We start from the raw sequence: 23095 nt of genomic DNA on the forward strand, positions 1-23095 counted from the left end.
TTCAGATTCCGTCCGGAGAACGGAGAGTTTTCACGCCCTGACGCTCTTCCCGCTTCATATCCCGGAGACTTGGCGGCGTAACAGGCTCTGGGCCCTGAGGTCCCATCATCCAACTCAGTGGGCGTCGTGTGGTCCCGATGGACTGCTGCAAAAGCATCAACCCTTCGAGGAGAGCTTCGGGGCGGGGAGGGCAGCCGGGAACATAGACGTCTACCGGCAGAAAGCTGTCAACGCCCTGAACAACACTGTAAATATCGTACATTCCGCCAGAATTGGCACAGGAACCCATCGAAATGACCCAACGCGGCTCCAGCATCTGATCGTACAGATGCTGAATGATTGGTGCCATTTTCACAAATACAGTTCCGGAAATAACAATAAGATCTGCTTCGCGCGGTGTGGCCCGTAAAACCTCGGATCCGAACCTGGCAATATCGAACTTGCTTGTGAAAGCCGTTGCCATTTCAACATAACAGCAGGACAAGCCGAAATTGAGCGGCCAGACAGAGTGTTTTTGCCCCCAGGATACAAAATCCTGAAGACGTCCCATCACGAGGTTACGCCGAACGGTCTCGGTAAATGACGGTGCGTTCAGAGAAGATTTGGATAGGGTTTTCCCGGAACTGGACGAAAGGGACCACGTCATTGCACTTGCTCCTCAATAGTTGAGTTGGGCGAGATCTGACGCGGATGTGGCCCCCATTCGAGCGCACCAGACCGCCATAGATAGGCAAGAGAAAGTGCCAGAAATGCCAGAAACGTCACGACGGACCAGTACCCTACCCACCCCGTCTTCGTAACAACTGTTGCCCAGGCGAAGACAAAAGCTGCCTCAACATCAAAAATGACGAAAAACATTGCGATCAGGTAATATTGAACCGGAAGGCGGAGATGTGCCGATCCCGTGGGAATGATACCCGATTCAAATGGCATAAAGAGGGAGCGTCGGCGTGCGGAACGAGCCGATCGTGTTCCGGTCACTGCAGCGAGAAGAAGCATGCAGACTATGAGAACAGCGATTGCAAACCCATAAACGGACAGAAACCCGAGATCGGAAAAATCCATCATTCGAAGGTCTTTCGGTTACGTCATTTGATCCGCACGAAGACTTGTAGATGAGTGGTGTTATGACGGTTTACGCTCCCCTTCATCATATTTTTGAAGGGGCGAGGCATGTACCGGGGAGATACGTTTCCCGGTAAAGAAGGTTTCTCTGATATAGGGTCACACTATCCCTCTAGGGGGTAACATGACCGTGTGTGGCCTGTGCGCTGGTCGAACTCGGCCATCCGACGCACGCGGATCAGCGGACTGTCGGGGATACGTAGATTATATTGAAGGAAGAGGATGGGCTTATCACCTGTCTCGTCTTGCCTGCCTGGTAGGACAAGGCATCCCGATCGAGGCCATGCTCGATCACTCTGACGAATGTCTTAACCGTTCCGACACAAAGGCGGCACGTGCCTTTGTTGCTCCAGATTGAACGTGTCGCGATTTACTTCCGGACCATGGGTTATCTACTACGCAGCGTTGCGCTCATGATCCAGAGGGCTTTTTCATTGGAGTGCGGACTTATTCCTCTGTGGATTTTAGAAATCATTGCCCTCAAGTTTCGGTTGCTGACGCCCAACAGACGGCAGACCCGGTCGCGTGAGAGCGGCCCATGATACGGGGCGATAAACACAGACCTTTCGACTTTTGGATCGAAAGGATCTGCGTCGCCTTTTGGGGGCAGTTTCCTTTCCTCCTGCAGCAAGAGGTTCTCACGGCGCAATCTCTCATTTTCACGCCATTAAATGCCGTATGACCAGTTTCGTCCAGTAATCGTAGTTTCATGGGCGCGCGCATCACGGATCCATGTCTTCAGCGTCGAAAATTCAATGCCCAGGCCCTGGGCAATACGCTCACGCGACAGGCCGCTGACAAACCGCCTCAACCCTACGCTTTGCCTTGTAAACACTTCCCATTCCAAAGCTCCTTCACGACTATCCGCGGTCTCAAAGGGCCGGAACTAAAACTCGACACGGCAGGCTGGTTTGAACAGCCTGCCGGCCGGAAAAGGTTAGTTCTGCGGGGGGTGGTCGGCGGCGTCTCCGGCGATGGCAGCCGGGAGGACAGGGAGTGTTACCGATGAAGGGTGGGTTCTATCGTGCCAGATGGTCTGGTGGGCGATGACGCTGGTAGCGGCTGTGCCTAGGGGCTCGCCGGTGTTCGGGTTAGGGGCGAATTGTGGGTAGTCGCTCGATGAAATTTCTAGGCGGATTTTGTGACCGGTCTTGAAGAGGTTGGACGTTGGCCAAACTTTGATCTGATATTCATAGACCTGACCGGGGACAATCGGGGTCGGATTGCTCAGGGAGGTCCGATAGCTGGCTCGGATGATGCCATTATTGAGGTTGATGGCGCGGCCGTCCGGCGCGACATCAACGAGTTTGGCGGTGAAATCCGTATCTTTCGCATCCGTGCTGGCGAACAGGCTGACCGTGATCGGGCCGGTTACGTTGACGGTGTTTTGGAGAACGGGACTTGTATAGATGAGGATATCGGGCCGCTGTTCGATCGCGGATTGGTCGAACTGGCCTTGCGGACCGGATGTCCAGGAGCAGCAGGAGTGGCCGCCGACGCTGGGGACGGGGTTTGCCGGATTGTAGGTGAACTGGTCGGAGGCTGCTGTTTTTTTCACCGGCTTTGTGTTGAGAGAGCCATCACCCATTGAAGAATTCGCCCGTCCGGCGCTGCCAAGATACCAGGTGACGTATTGTGTACCTTCGATGGGAAAGGATTTCGCGCTGTGCCAGCGGTTTTCACCCATGGTGAAGTAATCGACGCGCGGACCGTCGGAATAACCGTTGGCCTGACCTTTCAGAACGTGATCGAGGAACTGCACGGTCAGTTCGTTGACGGGGCTGTTGGCGATGGGGCCGATGTCTTTCAGGCGTGGGCTGATGGTGCCGTTTGGACGGCCCCAGCCAATATGTTCCCACGGACCTATGACGAGGCGCTGGTTCTCACGGGCTTCCGGCGTTCCGCCTTCGGTGCGCATCCCGTTGAAATTGTTGACGGCGCCATTGAGGAAAGAATCGTACCAGCCATCAAAGGCGAGGACGGGAACTTTCACACGGTCGTAATGGGTGCGGATCTGGAAGGCTTCCCAGTAGCTGTCGCGAGTGGTGTGAGTGACAGCATCGTAAAAATACGGGGCGATTTCCGGTTTGTCAGGGTGGAGAGGCGGGAAACTGGCGTAGGGGGTGTATGGCATCCAGACGGAGGCATTTTTGCCGTCCGCGTAGAGCGCTTTCGAGAGTTTTTTATCGCCACGGTCTTCGGCGGCAGACGAGGCGATGGTCTCGAGCATCCAAGGTTCGATGAAGGCGAGGCGAAAAGCGCCGTCCTCGTAGGTCCAGCCGTCGTAGTAATCATCACCGGTATTGGAAGGGATGATGGCTTTCAAAGCAGGGGGTGAAGCGGTGGCGGCTAGCCACTGGGTGGCGCCGACATAGGAGGAGCCGTACATGGCGACCTGGCCGTCCGCGCCGGGGAGTGTGGAGGCCCACTGCACGGTATCGTAGCCGTCATTCCGGTCATACCGATATTCGTAGAACGTGCCGTCGGATTTTCCCTGTCCACGGATATCCTGCACGACTACAACGTAGCAGTGCGAGGCAAACCATTCCGGGTTCTGATAGCGGGCAGGCTGGATTTGAGCGGCGCTTTTTCCATACTGCGTTCGCATGAGCAGAACCGGCACTTTTTCACTGGTTTTCGGCGTATAAACGTCGGCCCGGAGGATGGTTCCGTCGCGCATCTTTGCGGGCACGTCGGTCTTTTTCGTCACGGTGCAGGAGCCGCGTCCTTCATCGTTCGGCCAGCCGGGTGTGGCCAGCGCCGGCGAGGCTATGGCTGACAGAGCGAGACAGGTTGTGAAGAAGAGGGCGGGACGAATGGAAGGCATAGAGCAGGTCTCCGTTAAATAGTCTGATCGGGTAATGGTTTATCAAAATCCGGTGCTGAGGGAGGCTACGACGGCGAGGCCGCCCGCACTAAGATAGAGCGGGGATGATCCGGCGATGGTTGTGCCGTAGACGCCGCGCGTGGCTTTCGCGTTATTAGAGATACTCTGAAATCCGGACAGGTAGTTTTTGGCGCCGATATTAACGACGTTGAGCTGGAACTGCGGATGCTGTGCGAAGCCAATGCTGTTCATGCGGTATCCAATGGTGATATTGGCGGTTTCGTAACCGGGAATTTTTTCGTCGTTCATGAGGGTGGAATACTGGGAACTCACGTAGTTGAAGACGAAGTTTCCGAAGATATGGCTGTCGTCGTAAGAGATCCCGGCGGCAGCGGAGAATTCCGGACTCTGGACGGCGCGTTTCCCTTTTGTCGGCAGGTAGTCGAGGCCTGAGGCAATATTGTTGTCTGTCGTGGCATGGAGATACTGGGCGGAGACATAGGGGCTCCAGTGATGCCAAGGGCGTAATCCGATTTCAGCTTGTGCGCCGCGAGAGGTTTTCCCACCGGCTTCGATCGGCGATGGCAGCGGGATGCCGTTGATGTATTGTGATGAGGTGATCTGGTTGTTGGTGATGTTGTAGTTGAACAGAGACACTGCGAGATTGACGAGACCGTAATGTCGGTAACCGATTTCCTCGCCGATAGAGTATTCGCCTTTGAGAGAGGCCTGTTTCGACGCGGGGTTCGGGCTGTTGGTCGAGAACACCTCGCCATACACCTGGACCGAGGCCGGAGCACGATAGGCAGTTGTGCCATCGACATAGATCTGATCATGGGGAGTAAGCTGATAGCTGATCGAGACTTGTGGGAGGGGCTGGGCGTAGCTGGCACCGACCTTATATTTCGTGACGCCGGGAATGAGGTTCGTATTCCAGCGGGTTATCATCAGGTAGCGTAAGCCAGCGTTGAGAGTCAGTTTGTCATCAAGCAATTTCAGCGTGTCATCGACGAAGATTTCGTTCATCTGGTGTTTGAAGTTCATGTCGAGGGTCCGGTATTGCTGACCGTTCGGCATGGTGACCATATATTTGTTGTAATTGTTGGCGATGCCGCCGGAGTAATTGACGGGTGCATAATAGATAGGCTCTTCAAGCGCGATATAGTTGTAGATATAACCGGCGCGGAAGGTGTTATGTCCAGCTTTCCAAGTCAGGGCGGTATTCAGAAAGCCGGTTTTTTGCGGCACTGGATTGATGCTGGAGGCAGTTGTGACGCCGTTGGTCTGGTAGGGCATATTCAGGTCAGCGATACGCTGGTTTCCGAAGTACGATCCGTTGTTTTTGATCGTGACACCGCCATAATAGAACTCAGAATAGTTCATATAGGCGGGGGTCAGGTCGAGGTTGACGTGTTCACTGAGTTTCAGTTTCACCGGGGCGATCAGCGCTGTAGAGCGTCGTTGGTACTGCCGCAGACCGACCCAGTTGGTGTTTCCGGGCCAGTATTCCTTTGTATAATTGAAGGAATTTCCGTACTGTTTCCACTGGGCCATGGTCAGGGGACGGTAAGTGGCCTGCTGCCAGTTATCATAGGAGAAGGTGAGGCCAGCGCTGCTGCCGGTGCCCCATTTCTTTATGATTTTTGAATCAACATGGTATTTCCTGAACTCACCTGAGCCGCGCCATTGGTTGTTGGTGGTGGTGGAGAACGAAGCGAAGGCTTTGACACCGCTATGGCCGATTTCGCCTGTGTCGAGGCGGATATATTCGCGCTGGAGTGATTTGGAGCCAAAGCTGAAATCGACGCTTCCTCCCCTTTTATCCTGCGGGCCGCGCAGGGCGACGGTGACGAGGCCCCCAACATCGTTATAGACTGGCGCCCCGATATCGGGAGCGCCCTGTGCGACAGTGACGGACTGAATGTTGTCCGTGTCCACCATGGCCTGTGTGTAGGGCGTGTAGTTGATTGAATCGTTGAGAGGAATTCCCTCGTACAAGAAGCCGATTTCAGCCTGCTGCAAGCCACGGATGGACATTGCGGTGTTCGACTGACCAAGCGGATCGGTGCTGGCAGGCGATGGCGTTGCTGGTAGGGGACTGTTTGGCGATGAAGTCGCGCGTGATGGTGCTTTGGGAGCGTGCGGCGGTCTGGCGGCCCATAAGGCCGCCGCCGGGTGTGGTATTGGTGACGCCATTGGCGGTTCTCATGCTGACATGTACTTCGACCGTTTCCGTGCCCGTTGCGCTGAAGGAATGCTGTGATTGGGGTTTTGCGGCGGTTTTAGGGGGTACTGCCGGGCTCGCGGCAGTGGGTTGGTGCGCAGGCACTTTCTTATGGATCGGACGGGCATCCGCCGGATCGGGAAGCGAGACGGAAGAAGCAAGAAGGACGGCCAGAAATCCGTTGGTTTTCCGCACGTGATGCTCCTGTAAAACGGGAGGGAAATAGGCAAAGCAGATCGTTGCTTATTCAGAACATTATGGTCAAATTTTAATTTTTGTTGTTAGCTATAAACTCTATGAATATGTCGCGGATCGATCTTAATCTGGCTCATGTGTTTCTGGCCCTGTGGCATGAGCGCAGTGTCAGCCGGGCGGCTGAACGGCTGTTTCTGACACAGCCGGCTGTCAGTTCGGCGTTGCGACGTTTGCGTGAGGCGTGTGGCGACGAGTTGTTCGTGCGCACGCGATATGGAATGCAGCCAACGGCCCATGCGGTGGCAATTGCGGAAACGCTTGAGATGAATGTTTCGTCTCTGCGTTCTTCGCTGGGACTGCGGGGGCAGTTCGATCCAGCGTCTTCGTCTCGCTTTTTCATGATTGGAAGCGACGGGGGGCTGGATTATGCACTGGGCGCGCGACTTGTATCGCGTCTGTCGGCTGAGGCACCGGATATCACGTTGACGTTTCGCACCGTTTCAGAGCCGGTTCTGGACGACGCGCTGGGACGGCGGGAGATTGATCTGGCACTGACGGTCAGTTCTGTCACGCGTCCTGATTGTATCTCGTCCTCTCTCAGATCTTTCCGGTTTGTCTGTGTCTGGCATGTGGATTTTTGCATTTTACCAGAGCAGATGACACTTGAGGATCTGGAACGTTGTCGTCATGTGCTGATTGAGACGGCGTTACGGTACAGTATTTTCGATCATCGGCTGCGGAGCATGGGCATCCGGCGCACAGTGAGGACGATTGTGCCATCTTTCGGCCATCTACCAACCTTTCTCTGCCAGCCGGACACCATTGCTATTGTTCCTGATTATATCGCGGAATTTTTTCTAATGACGAGCGGGTTGCGGATTTCCTACCTACCGGAGGTTTTTGGAGTGCATGAGGTGCGGATGCTGCTGCCCCGCAAGGCAGAGTACGATGCGGGGGTCGGCTGGCTTGAGGGGTTGATCCGGGAGGTGGTTTGAGGGTGGCGGGATTCACTGAGTGAATCCATTCTGATAATGGGATGGTAGGAGCAGGTAAAAGTCTGTGACCGTCCCTGACGCTGAAGGTTCTGTTTGGTGACCGGCTGTGGCGCTCGTATTCATACCGCCTTTGATGAGACCGATCAGGCGACCAGGATCCCCGTTTGACCCGTAGGTTCGAAGCCGTGCGGTGTATCAGCGCAGGTCATTCCGATTGACAAAAATGATTCCGCTCAACACGCGATGGTCGTCCATTCACGGACGACCATGATACTTTGGAAAGAACGGCCGCAGACGATCCATTTGTTCGTCTGTCAGTACGGGCTACTCATCTTCAATTTCGTCACGGACCCTGAATCGAAACCCTGCTCAAAAATCAATGGATCCTGCGCCGAGAAATTATTCAGTAGGCAACGCTAATTTCGCCGAGGAACATGCGCCCTGCAGATGGGGTCGCCCGGTTCGAGAAAAGGCTTTGGTAATTCAGTCGATTGGCCAGATTGTAGCCATTCATGGAAATTTTCCAATGCTGGTTGAAGCGATGGGAAATCATGGCACTGAAGTCCAGATTGGCGGGTGCACGCAACGTATTGGCCGCATCCAACCAGACATGCTCACGCCAGGTCAGTCCACCACCTACTGTCAGGTTATAGGGCTTATCCGGGAAGGCACTGTATGCAGACCAGAGTGTCGCCTGATTATGCGGGACATACTGAACGTTCTTGCCTCGGTTTGCTTTGGTCGAAGACGACGTCGTGCTGCTATCATAGAGGGCATACGTCGCAGACACATTCCAGCCTGGCAGAATGACACCTCCGACAGACAGTTCCAGCCCCTGATTACGCTGTCGATCAGAAGACCCCTGAATTTCACCGGTTACCGGATCAGCATTCAGCGCATTGCCCTTGTCCAGACGGAACAGTGAGGCAGTCAGGCCCAACCGATCGTGGAGAATGCTGTATTTGGCACCCAGTTCATAAAGCTGAGCCTTTTCCGGGCTGGCAAAAGAATTGGTTCCCGGACGAATGGGTACAGACCCGTTGGTGACGTACATTCCCATTGGGGTCGTGGAATTGGCCCAGGTGAAATAATAGGTCTGATGTTCGTCTGGGGTTACGACAAGGCTAGCGTTCGGATTGAAGACACCCGTAACATCATGAAAATGCTGATCGGGATTCTTTGCAACATCTCCTCCCGTCAGATTGTAGCTTGTCTGCCAGCGATCCCAACGGAAACCACCTTTCACGGAAAGCCACCTGGTGAACCAGATCTGATCGAACAGGAACAGACCGGTATCGAACCCGTAACCATTGCTGTGAGACTTCGCGCCCAGTGAGCCCAGAGACACCAGACCACCCGGATTCATGTCACCCGGTACGAGATCCAGATTCCCCACATGAGGGTTCGGATTAACAAGGTTCGCATAGGGTTTTGGCTTCAGATACGTCGACTGTGAGCGAACATCATTGACGCGTTCCACATCAAACCCGGCAACCACCTGATGCTTGAGAAAGCTCGTATGGAAGTCAGCGACCATTGAGGCGACATTCTGCACAGACCAGCTCGTCTGCTCATAAGGCAATGGCGCCATGTACGTTCCGGCCCCCGTGCCCGCACCTGCGCCCACAGGTCCGGACCGTGCAACAAGCGCTTTTGAGGCATCCCCGTTGAAGTAGTTGTTCACACACGTTGTATCGCAGGTCGCTTTTGAGGCCGCAAAAGACCGGTAATATTCACCACCCCGCAAATCATCATAGAACGTGACATGCTTGTTCAGTTTAAAGCTGAAGCGTGCTGTTTCCATGTTGGAATTGGTGGCGTTCTGGTCGTTGTCCGTGCCGTACCAGTTCGTCCGACGGATCCCGTATTCCGTAATAGGCTGTCCATATTTTGCGCCCGGCTTGGTAACAACGGGCACACCGAAATCAGGAACGGAATTTTCCTGCTGGTGCATGTATTGCAGAACAAGCGTTGTTCTCTTGCCGATCCCGAACGCAAGCGACGGAGCAACGCCCCAGCGATGGGAGAAGATATAATCTCGTCCTACAACATTATGCTCATCGCCCATTCCCGTAATCCGGAAGGCCGTAGAGTCATTGATTTTCTGGTTCACATCCAGCGTACCGCGATAGTAACTGCCCGATCCGCCGGAAAAATCAGCCGTATAATGGTTCTTCAGACCAGGAGTTTTGGTCACCATATTGATGGCGCCTCCCGTTGTACCATTCCCGAACACTTCGGAAGACGGCCCCTTTATGACGGAAACGTTTTCGAAATTGAAGGAATCACGAGAATAAACACCAAAGTCCCGTAGGCCATCTTCATAAATATCATTTTGAGCCTGAAATCCGCGAATCAGAAACTGATCCCCATTCATGCCGCCAGCGCCCTCACCAATGGAGGTTGTCACGCCCGGCACATTCCTCAGAGCTTCATCGAGAGATTTGACATTCTGCTGCTGCATTAAGGCCTGCGGCACAACATTGATGTTCTGCGGCGTGTGCATGACATCCTGAGGCATCCGTGAAAGCCCGAGGGACTGGTGCAGGGTGTTAAAGCCATGTCCCTGAACCGTCAGGTGTTCGACATCCGCCCCTTCAACACCAGCAGAGTCTTCCAAATGCCGCGGGGACGACTCTGATTTACGATCTGGTTTTTTCTCGTGTTTTGCAGGTGCGGCGGCATAGCCTTGCGACGACATCAGGAGCGTACCGGCAACCGAGAGAGACGTAATGTGTAGACGTAACGAAGTTGTCACGAAAAACCTCTTTATAAGTCAGCGAATTATTTCATAACGTGGCACCCTTATAGTTTTAGTGATAATCATTCGCAACAACATTTTGAAAAATTTTCAATCCCAAATTTGCTGGTTCCCCACGCTTCACCTTCTATTTCAAAGAATGGGGCCTGAGCCTGGACAGATTTGTTAGCGCGACTACCTATGCTCAGAATGACGCGTTCACTCGCCCGAAATAATATCCACCTGTGAAGGGCACCTGGTTCGAGAACTGGTCATACATGCTGCCACCAGCAGAGATCAGTTGATCAGGCAGTTTGCGCGGGCGAACATTGAAAATATTGTTGGCCCCCACCGCGACATGAACATGTGACGTAACGCGATAGCCGATCTCCAGATCTGTCAGCCAGCGCGGAGTGTTCTTGAATTGTGCGAAGCAACTGTTGGAATAGCGGAGTGCCCCACCTTTTGGGCATGTGGCCGAGGCAGGTGTCCAATCCTGATACGTCATCATGCCCGTCGTTTCACCATAGCGGCTCTGGCGGACGTTGACGTCCCAATTCCCGATGGTCCACAAGGCATTCAGGATCATTTTGCTGCGTGGCGTTGCCGTGGTGATGTAGGCAATGGTCTGATCGTTCAGCAGCGGCGTTCCGATCGACGAAATTCCATTATGATGCAGACGGGTCCGGTTGAGGTTCAGCGCGGCCGTCAGGGCGACATTGCCCCACCGATGCATATGCACGAGGTAATCGGCCTTCAGATCAAGACCCTGTGTTCGTGTGCTTGCCCCGTTTGACAGGAAGTAAGCCGACGAAGCGGCTGCGTTCGTTGCAGTCGGTGAAACGTCGAACCCGAAAGAACGGATGGCATCCAGTGCCTGCGCGCCTCGGACGGTTCCCCCCTGAACAATGCGGTCGCGCAGATTGATCTGGTACACGTCAGCTTCGACATGAAGGCCGCGTACTGGTTCCATGGTAAAGCCGCCGCTGGCATTCACGGAGCGTTCAGGCTTCAACCCCGATGCGCCGAGAGATCTTGCAGCGGCTGACTCAACCGGGAGCTGCCCTCCGACGCTGCCTGTTCCAGCGAAAATGCTCAAGCGGCTGAAGTGGGATTCTTGCAATGTTGGAGCGCGAAAGCCGTTGCTGATCGTGCCTCGGAGTGCGAACCGACGAGACACATCATACCGGGCCGAAATCTTGCCGTTTTCAGTGTGGTTTGTGTCTGTGTAATATTCGTAGCGGCCAGCGATATCGATCGAAAGCTTGCTGGTGGGTCGTAACGTCGTGTCGATATACGCCGAGTACACATTGCGATACCACGTTCCGGCGGATTGGGGTGGGATGCCGGCGTGCTCTACCGGTCCGCCATCAAGGTAGGATTCCGGATTTCCGGAAATAATCTGGTAAGAATCCAGTCGATGCTCACCACCAAAAGCAAGGCTTACAGGCATTCCGATAACCGTGAAGCTGCGTCGAAGATCGAGATTATTGGTCCATTGTGCGTTCTTCTGGGTGTAGTCCCAGAATTTGGACGGTGAGTATCCTGTCCGGGTCAGCATGCCGATATTGACGTTGTCGCGAATACTGATCCGGGAGTTATCGCCTCCGTAAACTGTAGAAAGATTCCAGTCGAACCCAGCCAGGTCATGACCCTTCAAACCAAGGGTAACGCCATAGTCGAGTTCATCATCGCCTGTGATCGGACGTAACTCGTCAATTCCCATGGCGGGCACAACGTAAGGGTATTTGTAGGCCCGCATGCCTGCATGTCGATAAGCCAGAGTTGCCTGCCCATAAAGGTCAATATCAGCCCCGAGGGGCTTCCCGAAATTCAGGCCAAAATTCTCGCGGGTCTCTTCTGGAGTGCTCAGATAGTCGGTTTTGCGACCCTTCCACTTTTCTGAGCCTGCCTTAACGCCGACGAAGTAGTTTTTTGTATCGGCGCCTGTTGGCCAATACCCAAGGAGAGCGTGATCCGGCCCCCAGGCGACTGCATGTTCGCTGTGATAAATCTGTGCGCCCAGATGCACATAACCATCGTGGCCAAGTTTGAACCCTCCGTCGGCATTAAGCTGGAATTGCTCTCCGCTACCAAGATACGCATTGGCTCCACCTTGCCCGGATAGCGACAGGCCGTGGTCCTTCTTTTTTGTTATGATATTGACCACACCGGCAATCGCATCGGAGCCATACATCGCAGCGGCGCCGTCCTCGAGAATTTCGATATGATCGATCATGTTCTCGGGAAGCATGTTGAGATCGACGCCAGAAGACGCAAATTGCGGCCCTGGCTTTTGCACGATGTTCGCAGTGCTATGCCGACGCTTTCCATCCACCAGAACAAGCGTCTCATTCGGTCCCAGCCCTCTCATCTGAATCGACGACACCAATGAGTTGGTATTCGATCCGCGGGCGCTCATTGTGATCGATGGATAGATGCGCGTCAGCGCATTGGCGACGTTCAGTTCGGCTGAGCGCGCTAGCGCAGCCGATGAGATAATAACGACGGGACTGATGCTTTGCCGGGCCTTGACGTGGGATTCACGCGTTCCCGTTACGATAACCTGCTCGCTCTCACTCTCATGAGCAGTCGTTGCTCGTTTTGAGTTTCCCTTGGCCTTCGCGGGCTTGTCATCTGTCGTGGTTTGACTGGGGAGAGGTTGAGCTTGCGCAGGCACCAGGAATGAGCCGGCAGCAGTTGTTGCAGCCAGAATTAAAACCGTCTTTTTCATCGGAAAATTTCCCAAAAACGCTATTTGTAACGCCTTGGTACAGATTTTTAGTTGAAAGAAATAAAGCAGGAAAGTTAAGGTTTTGTGTCATTATTATTGTGTTGCTAATTTATTTATTAGTATTTCTGGATCTATATATTGATTGCTCGCAGGTGCTCCCGTTCATTCGGAGGTTTTTTTGCGGTAAATAAGCTATAGCCTGTTATTGTCATGTCATCATACTAACGGCGTTGCTGTTGATCATCTGGTCCCAGGTTCATCCCGGACCAGATGACGTTGACGAGGTATGATACGCCTCATCGGGCGTCCACCAAGATGCTGCCTATTGTAATCAGATGAAAACGTTGTCCAGCCACGGGCCACGGCCTTTCATGCTGGTGCGCATCCCGACAACTCACGCCATCTGGAAGAGGGCGTCCTATAGCGGGATCGTTGGTATTCGCGGTGGATTTTGTACGGGCCACGAGACGAACTCGCCATTGGCCCAGAACTGGTCCATAATCGCTACTTAATTTTTTAGGTAGGATAGTCTGTGGCGGCTGTAAGCCCCTGATAACATTGCCAAATAAATTTGGCGTCCCATAGGGGAGGAAAAACGAGGGGAAGCCAAGGTATTGATTAATCAAAACAATGGCTTACAGGAAGCCAGCGTGTGCCACAGGTGTGTGCCACACTGGGGGGCATCGGGTCAAATGGCTCCCAACCCGACCCCCAAGGCAAGCACCCCGCCCACGTGGTGAACTGATAGCGCACATGCGGGCATGTCCAACACACCCGACATCCTCTCAACGATGATGCGGTCCGACATTGCGCCGCATCGGGCTAGGGCATCGACCAGTGGCCCATCGTCAACGTCCCGAACCCCTGCCGGTCCTGCTCCTGGTGTTCCCACCCAAATCACCGCGTCAGTCATATCCATCACTCAATCTCCTTCTGTTGAATTGGATTCATCGAATCACGGAGTGAGAGAGGATGCAATAACCGGCAGAATACAGCCATTTATGACGTCTTCATCAATTCACGAGGGCACCCATGACCTGTGATGATGATTCATGAAAAAAGGGCCATCACTCATGATGAATGATGGCCCTCACTGTCACAATTTGTTGTAATCCTCAGAACTTCAGGCGCTCGATTTCCTCATCCAGACGGACCTCTGGGCCGAGTTCCGGGGCATCAACCTCCACACGCTCCTTCGCTGCCAGGGCCTGGGCTTGGCGGGCTTCTTCCACGCGGGCACGGCGTTCCTGCTCCTCGCGTTCGGCCTCCTCCTTGGCTTCGATGCCAGAGAGCTTGAGACGGGCAGGCGCGGTGTTGTCGAGCCAGTCATCATGTTCTACCTGGCGGGCCTGGGCGACCTGCTCCCCTTTTTGCGTGATGGCTTCGTCGTCCGGCAAGTTGCGGACATATTCCCGCAGCTTCTCGGCCTCTTTGTGTGCCGCCTCATGCTCACGCGGATTGCCGGGGAGCTGACCGACAACGCGGGGGCCGCCGAAATTCGGATGCGGTATCTCGGGGATTCCCAGCACTTTCAGGACGGTATTGATGAGCTTGAGAGCTAGCCCGGCGGCGATGTCGGCCAGCTTCTCCAGGGCTTTTCCTTCCGCGACCTCATCCCGCGGAGCCGTGCGCTCAATGGCTTTTTCGACGGTTTCCAGCCGTTTCTCCGCTTTCTCCCGGACTGTCTGCACGCGGCGTTTGTACTCGTCAGATATGCGCGAGGGGTCCCGGTTTGCGTCTGACCACGGGGATGCACCGATGACCCTGCGAAGGGCATCTTTGTCATCTGGCAGGGGCAGTGATTTCGGTCGTGATGGAACGGCCTGCTCTGCTGGTGATGGGGTCTCCGAGGTAGGGGGTGCCTGCTCATCACCGAAGTCCCTGGGCCTGCGCGGTGCGTTGGATGCTGAAGGAGTCTCAGGGGTGGCCTTCTGGCGTAGCGCCTCCTGCTCTTGGCAGTAACCAACGTATTCAGAAAGCCCATACGGGTACTCAGTCCCATGGCGGGCATGATAGATACGCTGGAACGCCTTAAATGCACCTTCAGCACGCTTCTTGTTCTGTGTGCTGAGCTCATCATAGCCGCCCTGGGCTCGGGTCCACGCCGGGGCTTTCCTTTGTGCTGCCATCTCGCTCTCCACTTCTGACGATTTCACTTTGAGCAGACGGTGCAGAGCCGTGACTTCCACACCGTCCACGACTGCGACCCAGGAATCTGACCGACGCCCTGGCACGAGGTCGACGCCGCAAGCATGGAGCATATCTTTGAAAGGCAGGCCGTTTTCCGGGTCTCTCGTCGCCCATGCTGCCGTGATGGCGGACTTGATGGCAGGAGTGGAGATGCCATTCCGCTTCAATATCTGGTGGGTCTCTGAGCTATATGATTCCCTCGGCGTGGCCTGGGCGGCTGGTCCGAATGAGAGGGCGGCTGGACCCAGGCGGACGGCCAGCGCCGCATCGTGAAAACCTCTCTGCTCCAATGCCGCTGCCGCCCATGTGTTGTGACGACCAGATGTGAGGTGGTGGCCGAGCCGAACCTCGGCCAGTCTGGCAACCATCTCATTCCGCTTGAACATGAAGCGTGAATCCAGGACGGCCCCATCTGGCTTCATCTCGGGAATTGCCGCATGCCAATGGACTTCAAAGCCCTGGCCGTCTTGCCGGTGCTTCCGGTGTTCTATGAGCGTGGCTTCTTCCGGGTCATAACCGAACTCAGCACCATGCAGATGAAGGACATCAAGAGCCTGCGTGCGGCCTGTAGCCTCTTCGGGACTAATGACAAGGTGACGGATTCCGTATGTTCGACCTGCTGCCTGGGCGTCTTGCATCATCATAGCTAGGGTGGCCTTACTGCCCTGAACACACACGATTTCCTCATTCCCTTTGCCGTGGAACAAGTGCCGGGTCAGGGCATGAGGGCCGGATGCGGTCTTGATACGGCTGGTTTTCAGAATCACCTTGCCGACCTCCTGCGACCACCCCCTTTCCGGCGAGGGGCGCGGGCGTCATTAAGGAAGTCGGACACGCCGAGCATCGCCGTCTCTACCGCATCGAGAGCCGCCTGGGGGCTGGCATGGCCGCCTGCGTTCAGAGTGTGGGCAATCTGATTCACGTTGTTGCCTATGGCCGCCAGGTCGCGCCGGAGACGGGCCAAGTCGTCGGCCAGGACACCAGGTGTCTGCCCGGTCGTTGCGGCCTCGGCTGCCAGAGACCGAAGCCATGACGTGCGGTTGGTCCCGGCTGCATGGGCCGCCCGCTCCCATGCAGCCAGGTCGGCCCGGCTGGCGCGGATGCGGAAAGAGTGAAGTCTGTCGGTCTGCATGTCGGCCTCCATGAGAGGGGTTCCACAGGGGAGCTTGCTCCCCTTGGCCTGCTTGTTGTTGTGGTCCGCAGGGCCACAAACAACACGGCTGGCTATGTCGCAGACATTAGAAGAGAGGCATGCAAACCAGATGGATTTCAGAGGTCAGAAAAGGAAGTGAGGGATGCCGATGAACACCCCGACCATCGCGGCCAGCGCGGCCAGCGGACGGACCCACGACATGACAGGCTCCCACCGCTCTTGGCGGCGGCGCTTGAGATGGGCGGCGTGCTCCGTGCCTTCATACAGCCGCTCAAAGATTGCCTGCGCCGTTCCCTTGCGGGCTGGGGTGAACTGAAGTCCGCTGGCTCGCGCTGACGCATAGTGCTCGAATGCCCGCGCCGCGCGCTCTCGGGGTTCATTGAGATAATCGCAATCCCAGTCATCACCTCCGGCGACTTCTTTATATACAGTCTCCAGGTCGCCCGCCGAGATGGCGCACTTCTCTGCGTGATGCCAAAGTTCATGAAAGAGATTCGTCTGCTGCTGCCGTCCCAGGCTGTCAGTGAAGAGAACTATTTTCTGTCCATCGACCACACCGCCAACGCGCGCCCTGGCCGGTGCAATAATGACAGGTACGTCAGGATATATGCGCTCCGCGTGAGTAGTGAGATTGCTCTCACACGATGCCCCCGATTTCCTCACGATGTTGGTTTCGCTCTCATCGTACTCGAACTCAACCCGCTCGCCCGTTCCCAGCCTGCGCCCCTGGATGATTTCCTTCATGCCGCCGTCTTCCGTCTAATGTGGCCCTCCATTCTGTTGTCTTGGCTTGCATACGAGCGTGAGAAACTGCCAGAAAACCGCGTATTTTCCGGGAGCATGTCGTCATGAAAGAGCCATCGCCCAGCCAGCACGTCAGCGGCATCTTTGAGCATTTGTTGCCTTTCGCTGCTATCACAATGGAATTGTGGCGGGTGTTGATGGAGCGGCTGGTGGACGATTTCCAGGCCATGTCAGAGGCAGACCGGCAGTTCCTGGCGGCAAGACCACACAGGTTCGATACACGACCAGGAAGAGATGCTCTCCAGTGTGCGTTACGTGAGCGCACTGCTGACCTGAAAGAAGCGCGTGACCGGGCTGAGGGGCTTCCGAAAGGCTGGTTCTCATGGACCCGGACCGCGCGGGAGAGAAAGGCGGCCATCGAGGAAGCGGCGGCTGCGCTGAAGACATGGCAGGGGGCAGGGACGATAAGCTTCATTCAGACCGAGGCGGCAAAAATAGAGCGGGGACGCCATCGGCAGGACAAGAAAATCAGGGATTTCGATGCACGTCCTGATGTCGTGCAAGCCGTCCGTCGCCTGGATGATTTGCCTGGGGTGCTGCGGATGGCGGAAGGCTTGGCGGAGCTGAAGCCGGATAAGGAATTGCATGCCGCTCTTGCTCCTGTGGTCGGCCAAGATGGCGGGCTTCTTCGCATTGATGCGGTGGCTGGCCTGGCTCTGCTGCGGCGTAGGGTCGCCATTGCTGCCGCTGTCTCGGGGGCGGGCGGCAAGACCGGCGGGCCGAAGTCGGTGATGGAGCCGGAGCCTGCTGACGTGGTTGCGGTGGCGTGGGAGCAGGCCACCAGTGCTGGCCTGGATGACCTGGCGTCCTTGGGAATGTGACCGGCGGCTGGCGACTGGTGAGGCGTAGCCGAGACCTGCCGCCCCTGGCGAGGCTGCCGCCCTGGTCGATAGACCAAGGCGGCCAGGGGAGCCGATGTGACGATTTTCCACCCAGAAATACCAGCACTCGGAGTATAATTCTCTTGGAATATCAAGAGGAGACGGGCGATGGCAGAGCTCGCAGAGATTGAGAAAGCCCTGGCGGCCTGGCACCGGATGGATGGCCAGTTCTCTGTAGAACAGGAGCACCCCGGCGACAGATTTGTCAGGCTGAGCTATAATAAGCGGTACACGCTTGAGGCACTCATCACGACTGCACCGTTTGGGGTCGTTGGACTTGAAATCAACGGCGTAGATTACGGAGCGGCGATTTCCACGTGGTTGCTGGTGGACCCGTGCTCGCGCCTGCCGGAAGGCCCTGCCTCAGCGCTGAGGCATGCCCTTCGTTTGCTGTCTAATTCTAATGACGCCCGCACCGCCGCGACTGCCTTCAACATTGTTTTGCTTTGGTTTCTGAAGTGCGAGCAGGCAGAAAAGATGTGTGATGCCTGACAAATCACTCTAGTGTTGTCCATGATTTCCAGTCAGCCTGGCTGACCGTAGGCGCAGCCGGAGCATATCCCCAGGGGCGGGGGCGGCTTCACGGTCGAGCCAGAGGAGCCCCTGGGGATATGTTGTAATTGTGGTCAACGCGGTCACTCTGTGTACTCCGCGATTACACACAGAAATCCGTAGCTGACGTAAGCGTCACACCGGCGACCGATGGCCCGGCTGGCCTGAATGGCAATGTCATCTAGTGATGTGCCTTCGAGGAAATCACGGAGCAGGCTGTGTCGTAGGTCGTCATGGCCTGGCAGGTCGTATGTGCGTCTGTCGAACTGACCTGACGGATTCCTGTACTCCTGGATGAGGCAGTCATCCGGGCTCTCCGGGATTTCCCACTTCATCAGGCTGCCGCCGCTGCCTGCTCGGCTGTCAGTGTTCTGTATATCGTCGCACGATTCACACGATAGCGGCGAGATAGTTCAGACACGGACACCCCGGCCTGCGTGGATTCCATTACGTCGCGTCTGGCTGCTGGCGAGAGAGCCTTCTTCCTGCCGATACGCCCGCCGTCTGCCCGACTGGAAGCAATACCCGCGGAGACACGCTCACTGATATTTTTCCGTTCAAGCTGTGCCACTGCGGACAGAATGGTCAGAAGGAACTCTCCGAGGTCGCCGCCGGTGTCAATGCCGTCCTGGATGGACCGGATTCTCACGTTCTTCGCCTTCATGGTCTCGGCGACCTCAAGAAGATGACGGGCGGAGCGCCCCAGGCGGTCGAGCTTCCAAACCAGGATGGTGTCTCCTGGCTGGACGGCATTGAGAAGAGCCGCAAGACCTGACCGGTCTTCTCTTGTTCCGGATGCTCTGTCTTCAAAGATATTATCAACGCCGACGCCTTCTCTGAGCAGCGCATCACGCTGCAAGTCGAAAACCTGGACGAACTCGCCTTCGCTGTCCTTTTTGGTCGTGCTGACCCGCATATACCCATACTTCATTTCGAACACTCTTTTTGCGACATTGGGACAGGCACAGCTCCGCCATGTCATCATTGTATCACCGGGTGTCGCAAAAAGAGTTCTTTTCGCACAGATAAGAGTGGATTCTTTTCCCTTGGGAATCTCCGGAATCTTGAGTCTATAGTGTCGTGTAAATTTTCATCAGGATGTCCGTAATGAATTTTGAAGATGCTTTATCCAAACTGCGCCAAACCAAAGAAAGTGAAGATGCATTCACTGCTTCAATCCCTCATCAGAGAGAGGACTGGGTAAGCGCTATTGAAGCTCTATATCACGAGATAGAGGAGGCGATTACAGAGAGTGCCCAGGCACCTGTTCCGTTGCCTAGTAATAAGGGCTACGCAAATATTGATGACGGTCCTCTAGGGCAATATGTTGTGCCTACACTCGAAATCTCTTTGTATTCTGAAAAACTCCGGTTCCAGCCATCTGGAACTATGCTCGTAGGTGCAGCCGGAAGAGTAGAAATGTCTCTTGATAGGCGAGGTGCAACTAAAAAGGTCGATTTCGTTCGTATGGTCCAGGACGGTAAACCGAGTGACATCTGGACCATACGACTGAGTACGGGTCTTCGTTCAGCTCCAACCACTCAAGGCACCCCGGAGGTCGTCAACAGAGAGACAATTCGTAACGCCATTCTTTATCTCCTTGGTTAGGAATGACTCCATATCTTTCGAAGCTACCTATGCCCCCCTATTTAGGCCGCGTGGGCATAGGTAGCTTCGAACTCAAGGTCTCTGTAGTTGGCTGGGAAATGCTGGATGCGACGCTTGCGGATAGGAAGGATAATGACCTTCTGAGCTTCCGCAGGTTTGGCATGGGGCAGTTTGTGAACTCTGGACCTCATCTTCTCGATGGCCGGACCGATAGGCCCTTCCCAGAAGGGGCCACATGCCATCACTGACGCTCTGACCTGGGCGTCGGTCAGACGTGGATTCAGGTCCCGGTAGAAGGCGGAGAGCTGCTCGAAGTCCTGTATGGTCGGCTTGTAGGCATCAGTAGGCTGGCTGGAAGGCAGGGACGGTCCGGAAGACGGTGGATTCAGGTCTTCACTCTCAGATGGTGAGCTGACCCTCATGATTTCACTTGGACTACCTGATGTCACACAGTGAACCGTAAGGCGGGCGGCCTCCTGGAGACGCTGGGTGTTCCGCTCGGCCCACCTGGCAGCCTGGTCACACCGGTTCATAATCATGTCGAGTCCGGAATGACCAATTTCGGTGGTGGGGGTTCCCGTGAATCCCAACACGATGCTGCACGGCTCACACACACTCGAAAACCTGGGGTGTGCTGCGGTCCTGCCCAGTACGATATTCTCCAAGAGGACGGGCTGGCCGTCCCTGGCGGCGGCTGGTGGGCGGGGTTCCAGACGTGGGCGCTGCACTCTTCTGAGCTCACGTTTGCCGCCTGGGCCTGGCACCCAACGGATTTCCTCGCGGTTGTCGCTCAGCGATTTGCAGAAAACCTGGAATGAACGGAGCGGCTTCACACGGGTGACGCCCAGGGTGGCGTGATAATACCAAGCCAGTTCATCAGGTGTCAGTTCGTCGATGCCGACCAGTCCGTCAGCTTTATCGTCTGCGGTCAGGCCCTCGCGGCCCCAACTCAGCTTGAGGACGTACCGGACCACTGCCGACGCGTTCCGTAGGGCTCCGCAATCACGCCAATGAACTCCTCCAAGGCGGTCCCGGCTCCACCTGAGAAACTGGTCCCATGTCTCGGGGCTGAGGCGGCGCATCGGGCGATAAACAAGGTCCGCGTGGAGATTCACGCCGTCTGCCGTTGTTCCTTCTGCTCGGCAGAAAGTATCATTGTCGCCTCTATAGATGACCTCGACGCCGTATTTCCGTCTGGCTTCTGAGCTCCAACGGTTGATACGGTTTAGGAACTCAGCTCGGCGGCCTTTCAGGTCTCCATGCCAGGGAACACGCTGGCCGGATGTCGCCACGGCATACCGGCAAGTGCGGCCTCTGGTGCAGTGCTCCAGGAAAAACGACAAACGCCTAATCATCCGGTGCCTGTGGCGTTGGGCAAACTCAGGCAGAAGATGAAGGCGACGGAAGCCCGTGATTCTCTCACACTCTCCCGTCAGCTCTCCCACAAGCGTGATATCCCGGCCCTGGTCTCGGGCCTGGATGCCCGCCACCTCCAGACTGTCGGCTATTCTCTCTGTCTGCGAGATGACAGCCTCGCGGCTGGCGGCATAGCTGTCGAAATCGTCAGAGGTCAGGCCGCATCCCCGGCTGATAGCTGTGAGGAGCTGTATAGGTCTGTCGGTCCTGTGCCGCCGTCCTGGCATAAAAAATCATCCGCACGTCCTGGCGGAATGGCTTGAAAACGGCAGTTTACTGCGATATATTGAAGCCAATCCGCACTAAGCCCGCTTGTCTGTGTGAGGTCCTGCAAGACCGACGACCACATGACAGGTGGGCTTTTTCATTAATTGAACAGTGCCGAAGTCTGCTTTTTCAATGTTCTCGTGTTGTTCCGTTTTCACATTTTCGTGAGCTTGGTTCTGCGCGGCCATAAATGTGAAAGGTCAGCGCCAAAGCTCACATTGTCTATGACAAGGCGTGCCTCTTGGCTGGAAAGATGCTTGCCGTAGTTGCTCCCGACCGTGCCCGCAGCATGGCCGAACACCTTGTTCATCAGTTCATCACCGATGGCCCCGGCTCTGAGCATTTGGCGGCAGGTGTGTCGGAACGAGTAGCCGACGAGGTCGGGACCATCCAGGCCGATATCATCAAGGTATCGGTTCAAACGCTTCGACCATGCCTGCGCGACGTTCTCGGAAAATTTCCCGTTGTGCGGAGGAAGAGGGAAGAGAAGGCCATCACGGCCTTCACGCTCCATCCTCTTCGCGTAATCAATGAATCCTGTCTTCTCTAGGTCGCGGATAACCGGGATGAGGCGCTTGCTTTGCTTAGTCTTCGTAGCATGTAGCGCGCTGATACAATGAACGTCGCCTAGTCTGGTCAGGGTAGCGGGAGAGAGGGCAAGTTCCCCATGCCGCGCACCCGTCATCGCCATCACGAGCATAAACCAATAATCTGCGATGTGGTCCCGGCATGCGCCTGGTGTTGAGCGGCTTTCGTGGCCTTTGTAGCCGGTAAATAGAGGGCTGTGGAAAATGGTTTCCAGTTCGGTTTCGGTGAACGCGCGCCGTGGAATATCCAACTTCTCTTCTGGGGTCCTATCTCTGATTTGTATGCTGCGCATATTGATGTCAGGCACATATTCGCGCGCGCAGCACCATTCAAAGAATGTGTTGAGGTGACTCTTGTATCTTTTCACACTGTCACGGTGTAGTACGCCACCCCTCAGATTGGGACGTGTTTCTAGGTGGTCAATGAAGTCCTGAATATCGCTTCGGGTGATATCTCTAGCCTTCTTGGGGCCTATATGTTGTTCCAGCTCTCCCAGGGCCGCCAAGTATGACTTCCTGGTCTTTTCACTAATGCCCTTTTTCGCAAAGAAGCCCTCGATGAAGGATGGCCAGGGTTTCGATGACCCCTGCCGAGTTGGAACAGGCTGTGGAGAAGGTGCGTCGGGGATTTGGAGAGGTGCAGTATGAGCGGCACCTTCACGGATGGCGCGGGCTAATCCATCTGCCTCGCCTTGCGTGCGCGCTGTCCCTATGGCCTCAATGATATCATGCTGATGGCCTAGCCAAAACTGGTCCTGGCGATTTTTGGTCGCCTCAAGCCCTCCAATACGTCGCAG

The 23095-nt window shown here is 55.5% G+C and carries 20 protein-coding genes and 1 pseudogene; 5 read left to right on the forward strand and 16 right to left on the reverse strand.

Features of this window, described 5'->3' with window-relative positions:
- Position 1: 1 nt before the first annotated feature.
- The 5 genes from B7444_RS01010 to B7444_RS17050 all read right to left on the reverse strand — a co-directional run bounded on the left by B7444_RS01010 (position 2) and on the right by B7444_RS17050 (position 6371).
- The gene (locus B7444_RS01010) at positions 2-646 is read right to left on the reverse strand and encodes an NADH-quinone oxidoreductase subunit B (protein WP_015073511.1); all 645 of its coding nucleotides are present in this window, start codon (positions 644-646) and stop codon (positions 2-4) included.
- Positions 643-1068 carry an NADH-quinone oxidoreductase subunit A gene (locus tag B7444_RS01015; protein ID WP_007283630.1) on the reverse strand — a complete coding sequence of 142 codons (426 nt, stop codon included), beginning with the start codon at positions 1066-1068 and terminating at the stop codon, positions 643-645. The genes B7444_RS01010 and B7444_RS01015 overlap by 4 nt, the downstream gene beginning before the upstream one ends.
- 994 nt (positions 1069-2062) lie before the next feature.
- A complete protein-coding gene (locus B7444_RS01020; protein WP_007283632.1) occupies positions 2063-3952 on the reverse strand; it encodes a CocE/NonD family hydrolase in 1890 nt (629 codons plus the stop codon).
- Between the two features lie 42 nt (positions 3953-3994).
- Positions 3995-5989 carry a TonB-dependent receptor gene (locus B7444_RS01025; RefSeq protein ID WP_007283633.1) on the reverse strand — a complete coding sequence of 665 codons (1995 nt, stop codon included), beginning with the start codon at positions 5987-5989 and terminating at the stop codon, positions 3995-3997.
- Positions 5961-6371 (reverse strand): hypothetical protein, encoded by a 411-nt coding sequence (locus B7444_RS17050; RefSeq protein ID WP_231502945.1) that lies wholly within the window; start codon positions 6369-6371, stop codon positions 5961-5963. Before B7444_RS17050 ends, B7444_RS01025 begins: the two co-directional genes overlap by 29 nt.
- A 107-nt stretch (positions 6372-6478) precedes the next feature.
- Here B7444_RS17050 and B7444_RS01030 point away from each other — a divergent pair, with 107 nt between their 5' ends.
- Positions 6479-7366 carry a LysR family transcriptional regulator gene (locus tag B7444_RS01030; protein WP_231502946.1) on the forward strand — a complete coding sequence of 296 codons (888 nt, stop codon included), beginning with the start codon at positions 6479-6481 and terminating at the stop codon, positions 7364-7366.
- Between the two features lie 198 nt (positions 7367-7564).
- Here B7444_RS01030 and B7444_RS16275 read toward each other — a convergent pair.
- The 7 genes and pseudogenes from B7444_RS16275 to B7444_RS01060 all read right to left on the reverse strand — a co-directional run.
- Positions 7565-7669, reverse strand: a pseudogene (locus tag B7444_RS16275) (IS5/IS1182 family transposase); the annotation flags it as partial.
- A 100-nt stretch (positions 7670-7769) separates the two neighbouring features.
- Positions 7770-9986 carry a TonB-dependent receptor gene (locus tag B7444_RS01035; protein WP_007283636.1) on the reverse strand — a complete coding sequence of 739 codons (2217 nt, stop codon included), beginning with the start codon at positions 9984-9986 and terminating at the stop codon, positions 7770-7772.
- 325 nt (positions 9987-10311) lie between these two features.
- On the reverse strand, positions 10312-12840 hold the full coding sequence (locus B7444_RS01040; protein WP_007283637.1) for a TonB-dependent receptor plug domain-containing protein: 2529 nt from the start codon (positions 12838-12840) through the stop codon (positions 10312-10314).
- A 688-nt stretch (positions 12841-13528) separates the two neighbouring features.
- The gene (locus tag B7444_RS01045) at positions 13529-13762 is read right to left on the reverse strand and encodes a hypothetical protein (RefSeq protein ID WP_146911341.1); all 234 of its coding nucleotides are present in this window, start codon (positions 13760-13762) and stop codon (positions 13529-13531) included.
- Positions 13763-13955: 193 nt separating this feature from the next.
- Entirely contained in the window at positions 13956-15797 is a 1842-nt protein-coding gene (locus B7444_RS01050) for a hypothetical protein (RefSeq protein ID WP_007283638.1), read from the reverse strand.
- Positions 15794-16162: a plasmid mobilization relaxosome protein MobC gene (gene mobC, locus B7444_RS17055; RefSeq protein ID WP_159107803.1), complete on the reverse strand. Its 369-nt coding sequence runs from the start codon at positions 16160-16162 to the stop codon at positions 15794-15796. The genes B7444_RS01050 and mobC overlap by 4 nt, the downstream gene beginning before the upstream one ends.
- Before the next feature lie 144 nt (positions 16163-16306).
- Positions 16307-16927 carry a hypothetical protein gene (locus B7444_RS01060; RefSeq protein ID WP_007283640.1) on the reverse strand — a complete coding sequence of 207 codons (621 nt, stop codon included), beginning with the start codon at positions 16925-16927 and terminating at the stop codon, positions 16307-16309.
- Between the two features lie 104 nt (positions 16928-17031).
- Here B7444_RS01060 and B7444_RS01065 point away from each other — a divergent pair, with 104 nt between their 5' ends.
- Positions 17032-17808, forward strand: coding sequence for a hypothetical protein (locus B7444_RS01065; RefSeq protein ID WP_007283641.1), 777 nt, complete (start codon positions 17032-17034; stop codon positions 17806-17808).
- A gap of 168 nt (positions 17809-17976) precedes the next feature.
- Positions 17977-18360, forward strand: a complete 384-nt coding sequence (locus tag B7444_RS01070; RefSeq protein ID WP_007283642.1) for a hypothetical protein — start codon at positions 17977-17979, stop codon at positions 18358-18360.
- A 143-nt stretch (positions 18361-18503) separates the two neighbouring features.
- On the opposite strand, the gene B7444_RS01075 is transcribed toward B7444_RS01070, so the two are convergent.
- Together B7444_RS01075 and B7444_RS01080 are read right to left on the reverse strand one after the other, a co-directional pair.
- Positions 18504-18755, reverse strand: a complete 252-nt coding sequence (locus B7444_RS01075) for a hypothetical protein (RefSeq protein ID WP_007283643.1) — start codon at positions 18753-18755, stop codon at positions 18504-18506.
- Positions 18755-19351: a recombinase family protein gene (locus B7444_RS01080; protein ID WP_159107804.1), complete on the reverse strand. Its 597-nt coding sequence runs from the start codon at positions 19349-19351 to the stop codon at positions 18755-18757. The genes B7444_RS01075 and B7444_RS01080 overlap by 1 nt, the downstream gene beginning before the upstream one ends.
- Positions 19352-19527: 176 nt before the next feature.
- On the opposite strand from B7444_RS01080, the gene B7444_RS01085 reads away from it, so the two are divergent.
- Positions 19528-20028, forward strand: a complete 501-nt coding sequence (locus B7444_RS01085; RefSeq protein WP_035730232.1) for a hypothetical protein — start codon at positions 19528-19530, stop codon at positions 20026-20028.
- Between the two features lie 41 nt (positions 20029-20069).
- On the opposite strand, the gene B7444_RS01090 is transcribed toward B7444_RS01085, so the two are convergent.
- Positions 20070-21143 (reverse strand): hypothetical protein, encoded by a 1074-nt coding sequence (locus tag B7444_RS01090; protein ID WP_146911339.1) that lies wholly within the window; start codon positions 21141-21143, stop codon positions 20070-20072.
- Between the two features lie 144 nt (positions 21144-21287).
- Here B7444_RS01090 and B7444_RS01095 point away from each other — a divergent pair, with 144 nt between their 5' ends.
- Positions 21288-21707, forward strand: coding sequence for a hypothetical protein (locus tag B7444_RS01095; protein ID WP_146911337.1), 420 nt, complete (start codon positions 21288-21290; stop codon positions 21705-21707).
- A 158-nt stretch (positions 21708-21865) separates the two neighbouring features.
- Here the strand turns inward: B7444_RS01095 and B7444_RS01100 are convergent.
- On the reverse strand, positions 21866-23095 hold a 1230-nt coding region (locus tag B7444_RS01100; protein WP_048855103.1), incomplete at its 5' end, for a phage integrase N-terminal SAM-like domain-containing protein.

It is taken from the genome of Gluconobacter thailandicus F149-1 = NBRC 100600 (genome assembly GCF_000964465.1).
GTDB lineage: Bacteria > Pseudomonadota > Alphaproteobacteria > Acetobacterales > Acetobacteraceae > Gluconobacter > Gluconobacter thailandicus.

What these genes read in the sequence shown, in the direction of transcription:
- B7444_RS01010 (WP_015073511.1), bottom strand. Translation starts at nt 646, where the DNA reads ATGACGTGGTCCCTTTCGTCCAGTTCCGGGAAAACCCTATCCAAATCT.
- B7444_RS01015 (WP_007283630.1), bottom strand. Translation starts at nt 1,068, where the DNA reads ATGATGGATTTTTCCGATCTCGGGTTTCTGTCCGTTTATGGGTTTGCA.
- B7444_RS01020 (WP_007283632.1), bottom strand. Translation starts at nt 3,952, where the DNA reads ATGCCTTCCATTCGTCCCGCCCTCTTCTTCACAACCTGTCTCGCTCTG.
- B7444_RS01025 (WP_007283633.1), bottom strand. Translation starts at nt 5,989, where the DNA reads ATGTCCATCCGTGGCTTGCAGCAGGCTGAAATCGGCTTCTTGTACGAG.
- B7444_RS01030 (WP_231502946.1), top strand. Translation starts at nt 6,479, where the DNA reads ATGTCGCGGATCGATCTTAATCTGGCTCATGTGTTTCTGGCCCTGTGG.
- B7444_RS01040 (WP_007283637.1), bottom strand. Translation starts at nt 12,840, where the DNA reads ATGAAAAAGACGGTTTTAATTCTGGCTGCAACAACTGCTGCCGGCTCA.
- mobC (WP_159107803.1), bottom strand. Translation starts at nt 16,162, where the DNA reads ATGCAGACCGACAGACTTCACTCTTTCCGCATCCGCGCCAGCCGGGCC.
- B7444_RS01060 (WP_007283640.1), bottom strand. Translation starts at nt 16,927, where the DNA reads ATGAAGGAAATCATCCAGGGGCGCAGGCTGGGAACGGGCGAGCGGGTT.
- B7444_RS01065 (WP_007283641.1), top strand. Translation starts at nt 17,032, where the DNA reads ATGAAAGAGCCATCGCCCAGCCAGCACGTCAGCGGCATCTTTGAGCAT.
- B7444_RS01070 (WP_007283642.1), top strand. Translation starts at nt 17,977, where the DNA reads ATGGCAGAGCTCGCAGAGATTGAGAAAGCCCTGGCGGCCTGGCACCGG.
- B7444_RS01075 (WP_007283643.1), bottom strand. Translation starts at nt 18,755, where the DNA reads ATGAAGTGGGAAATCCCGGAGAGCCCGGATGACTGCCTCATCCAGGAG.
- B7444_RS01080 (WP_159107804.1), bottom strand. Translation starts at nt 19,351, where the DNA reads ATGAAGTATGGGTATATGCGGGTCAGCACGACCAAAAAGGACAGCGAA.
- B7444_RS01085 (WP_035730232.1), top strand. Translation starts at nt 19,528, where the DNA reads ATGAATTTTGAAGATGCTTTATCCAAACTGCGCCAAACCAAAGAAAGT.
- B7444_RS01095 (WP_146911337.1), top strand. Translation starts at nt 21,288, where the DNA reads ATGCCAGGGAACACGCTGGCCGGATGTCGCCACGGCATACCGGCAAGT.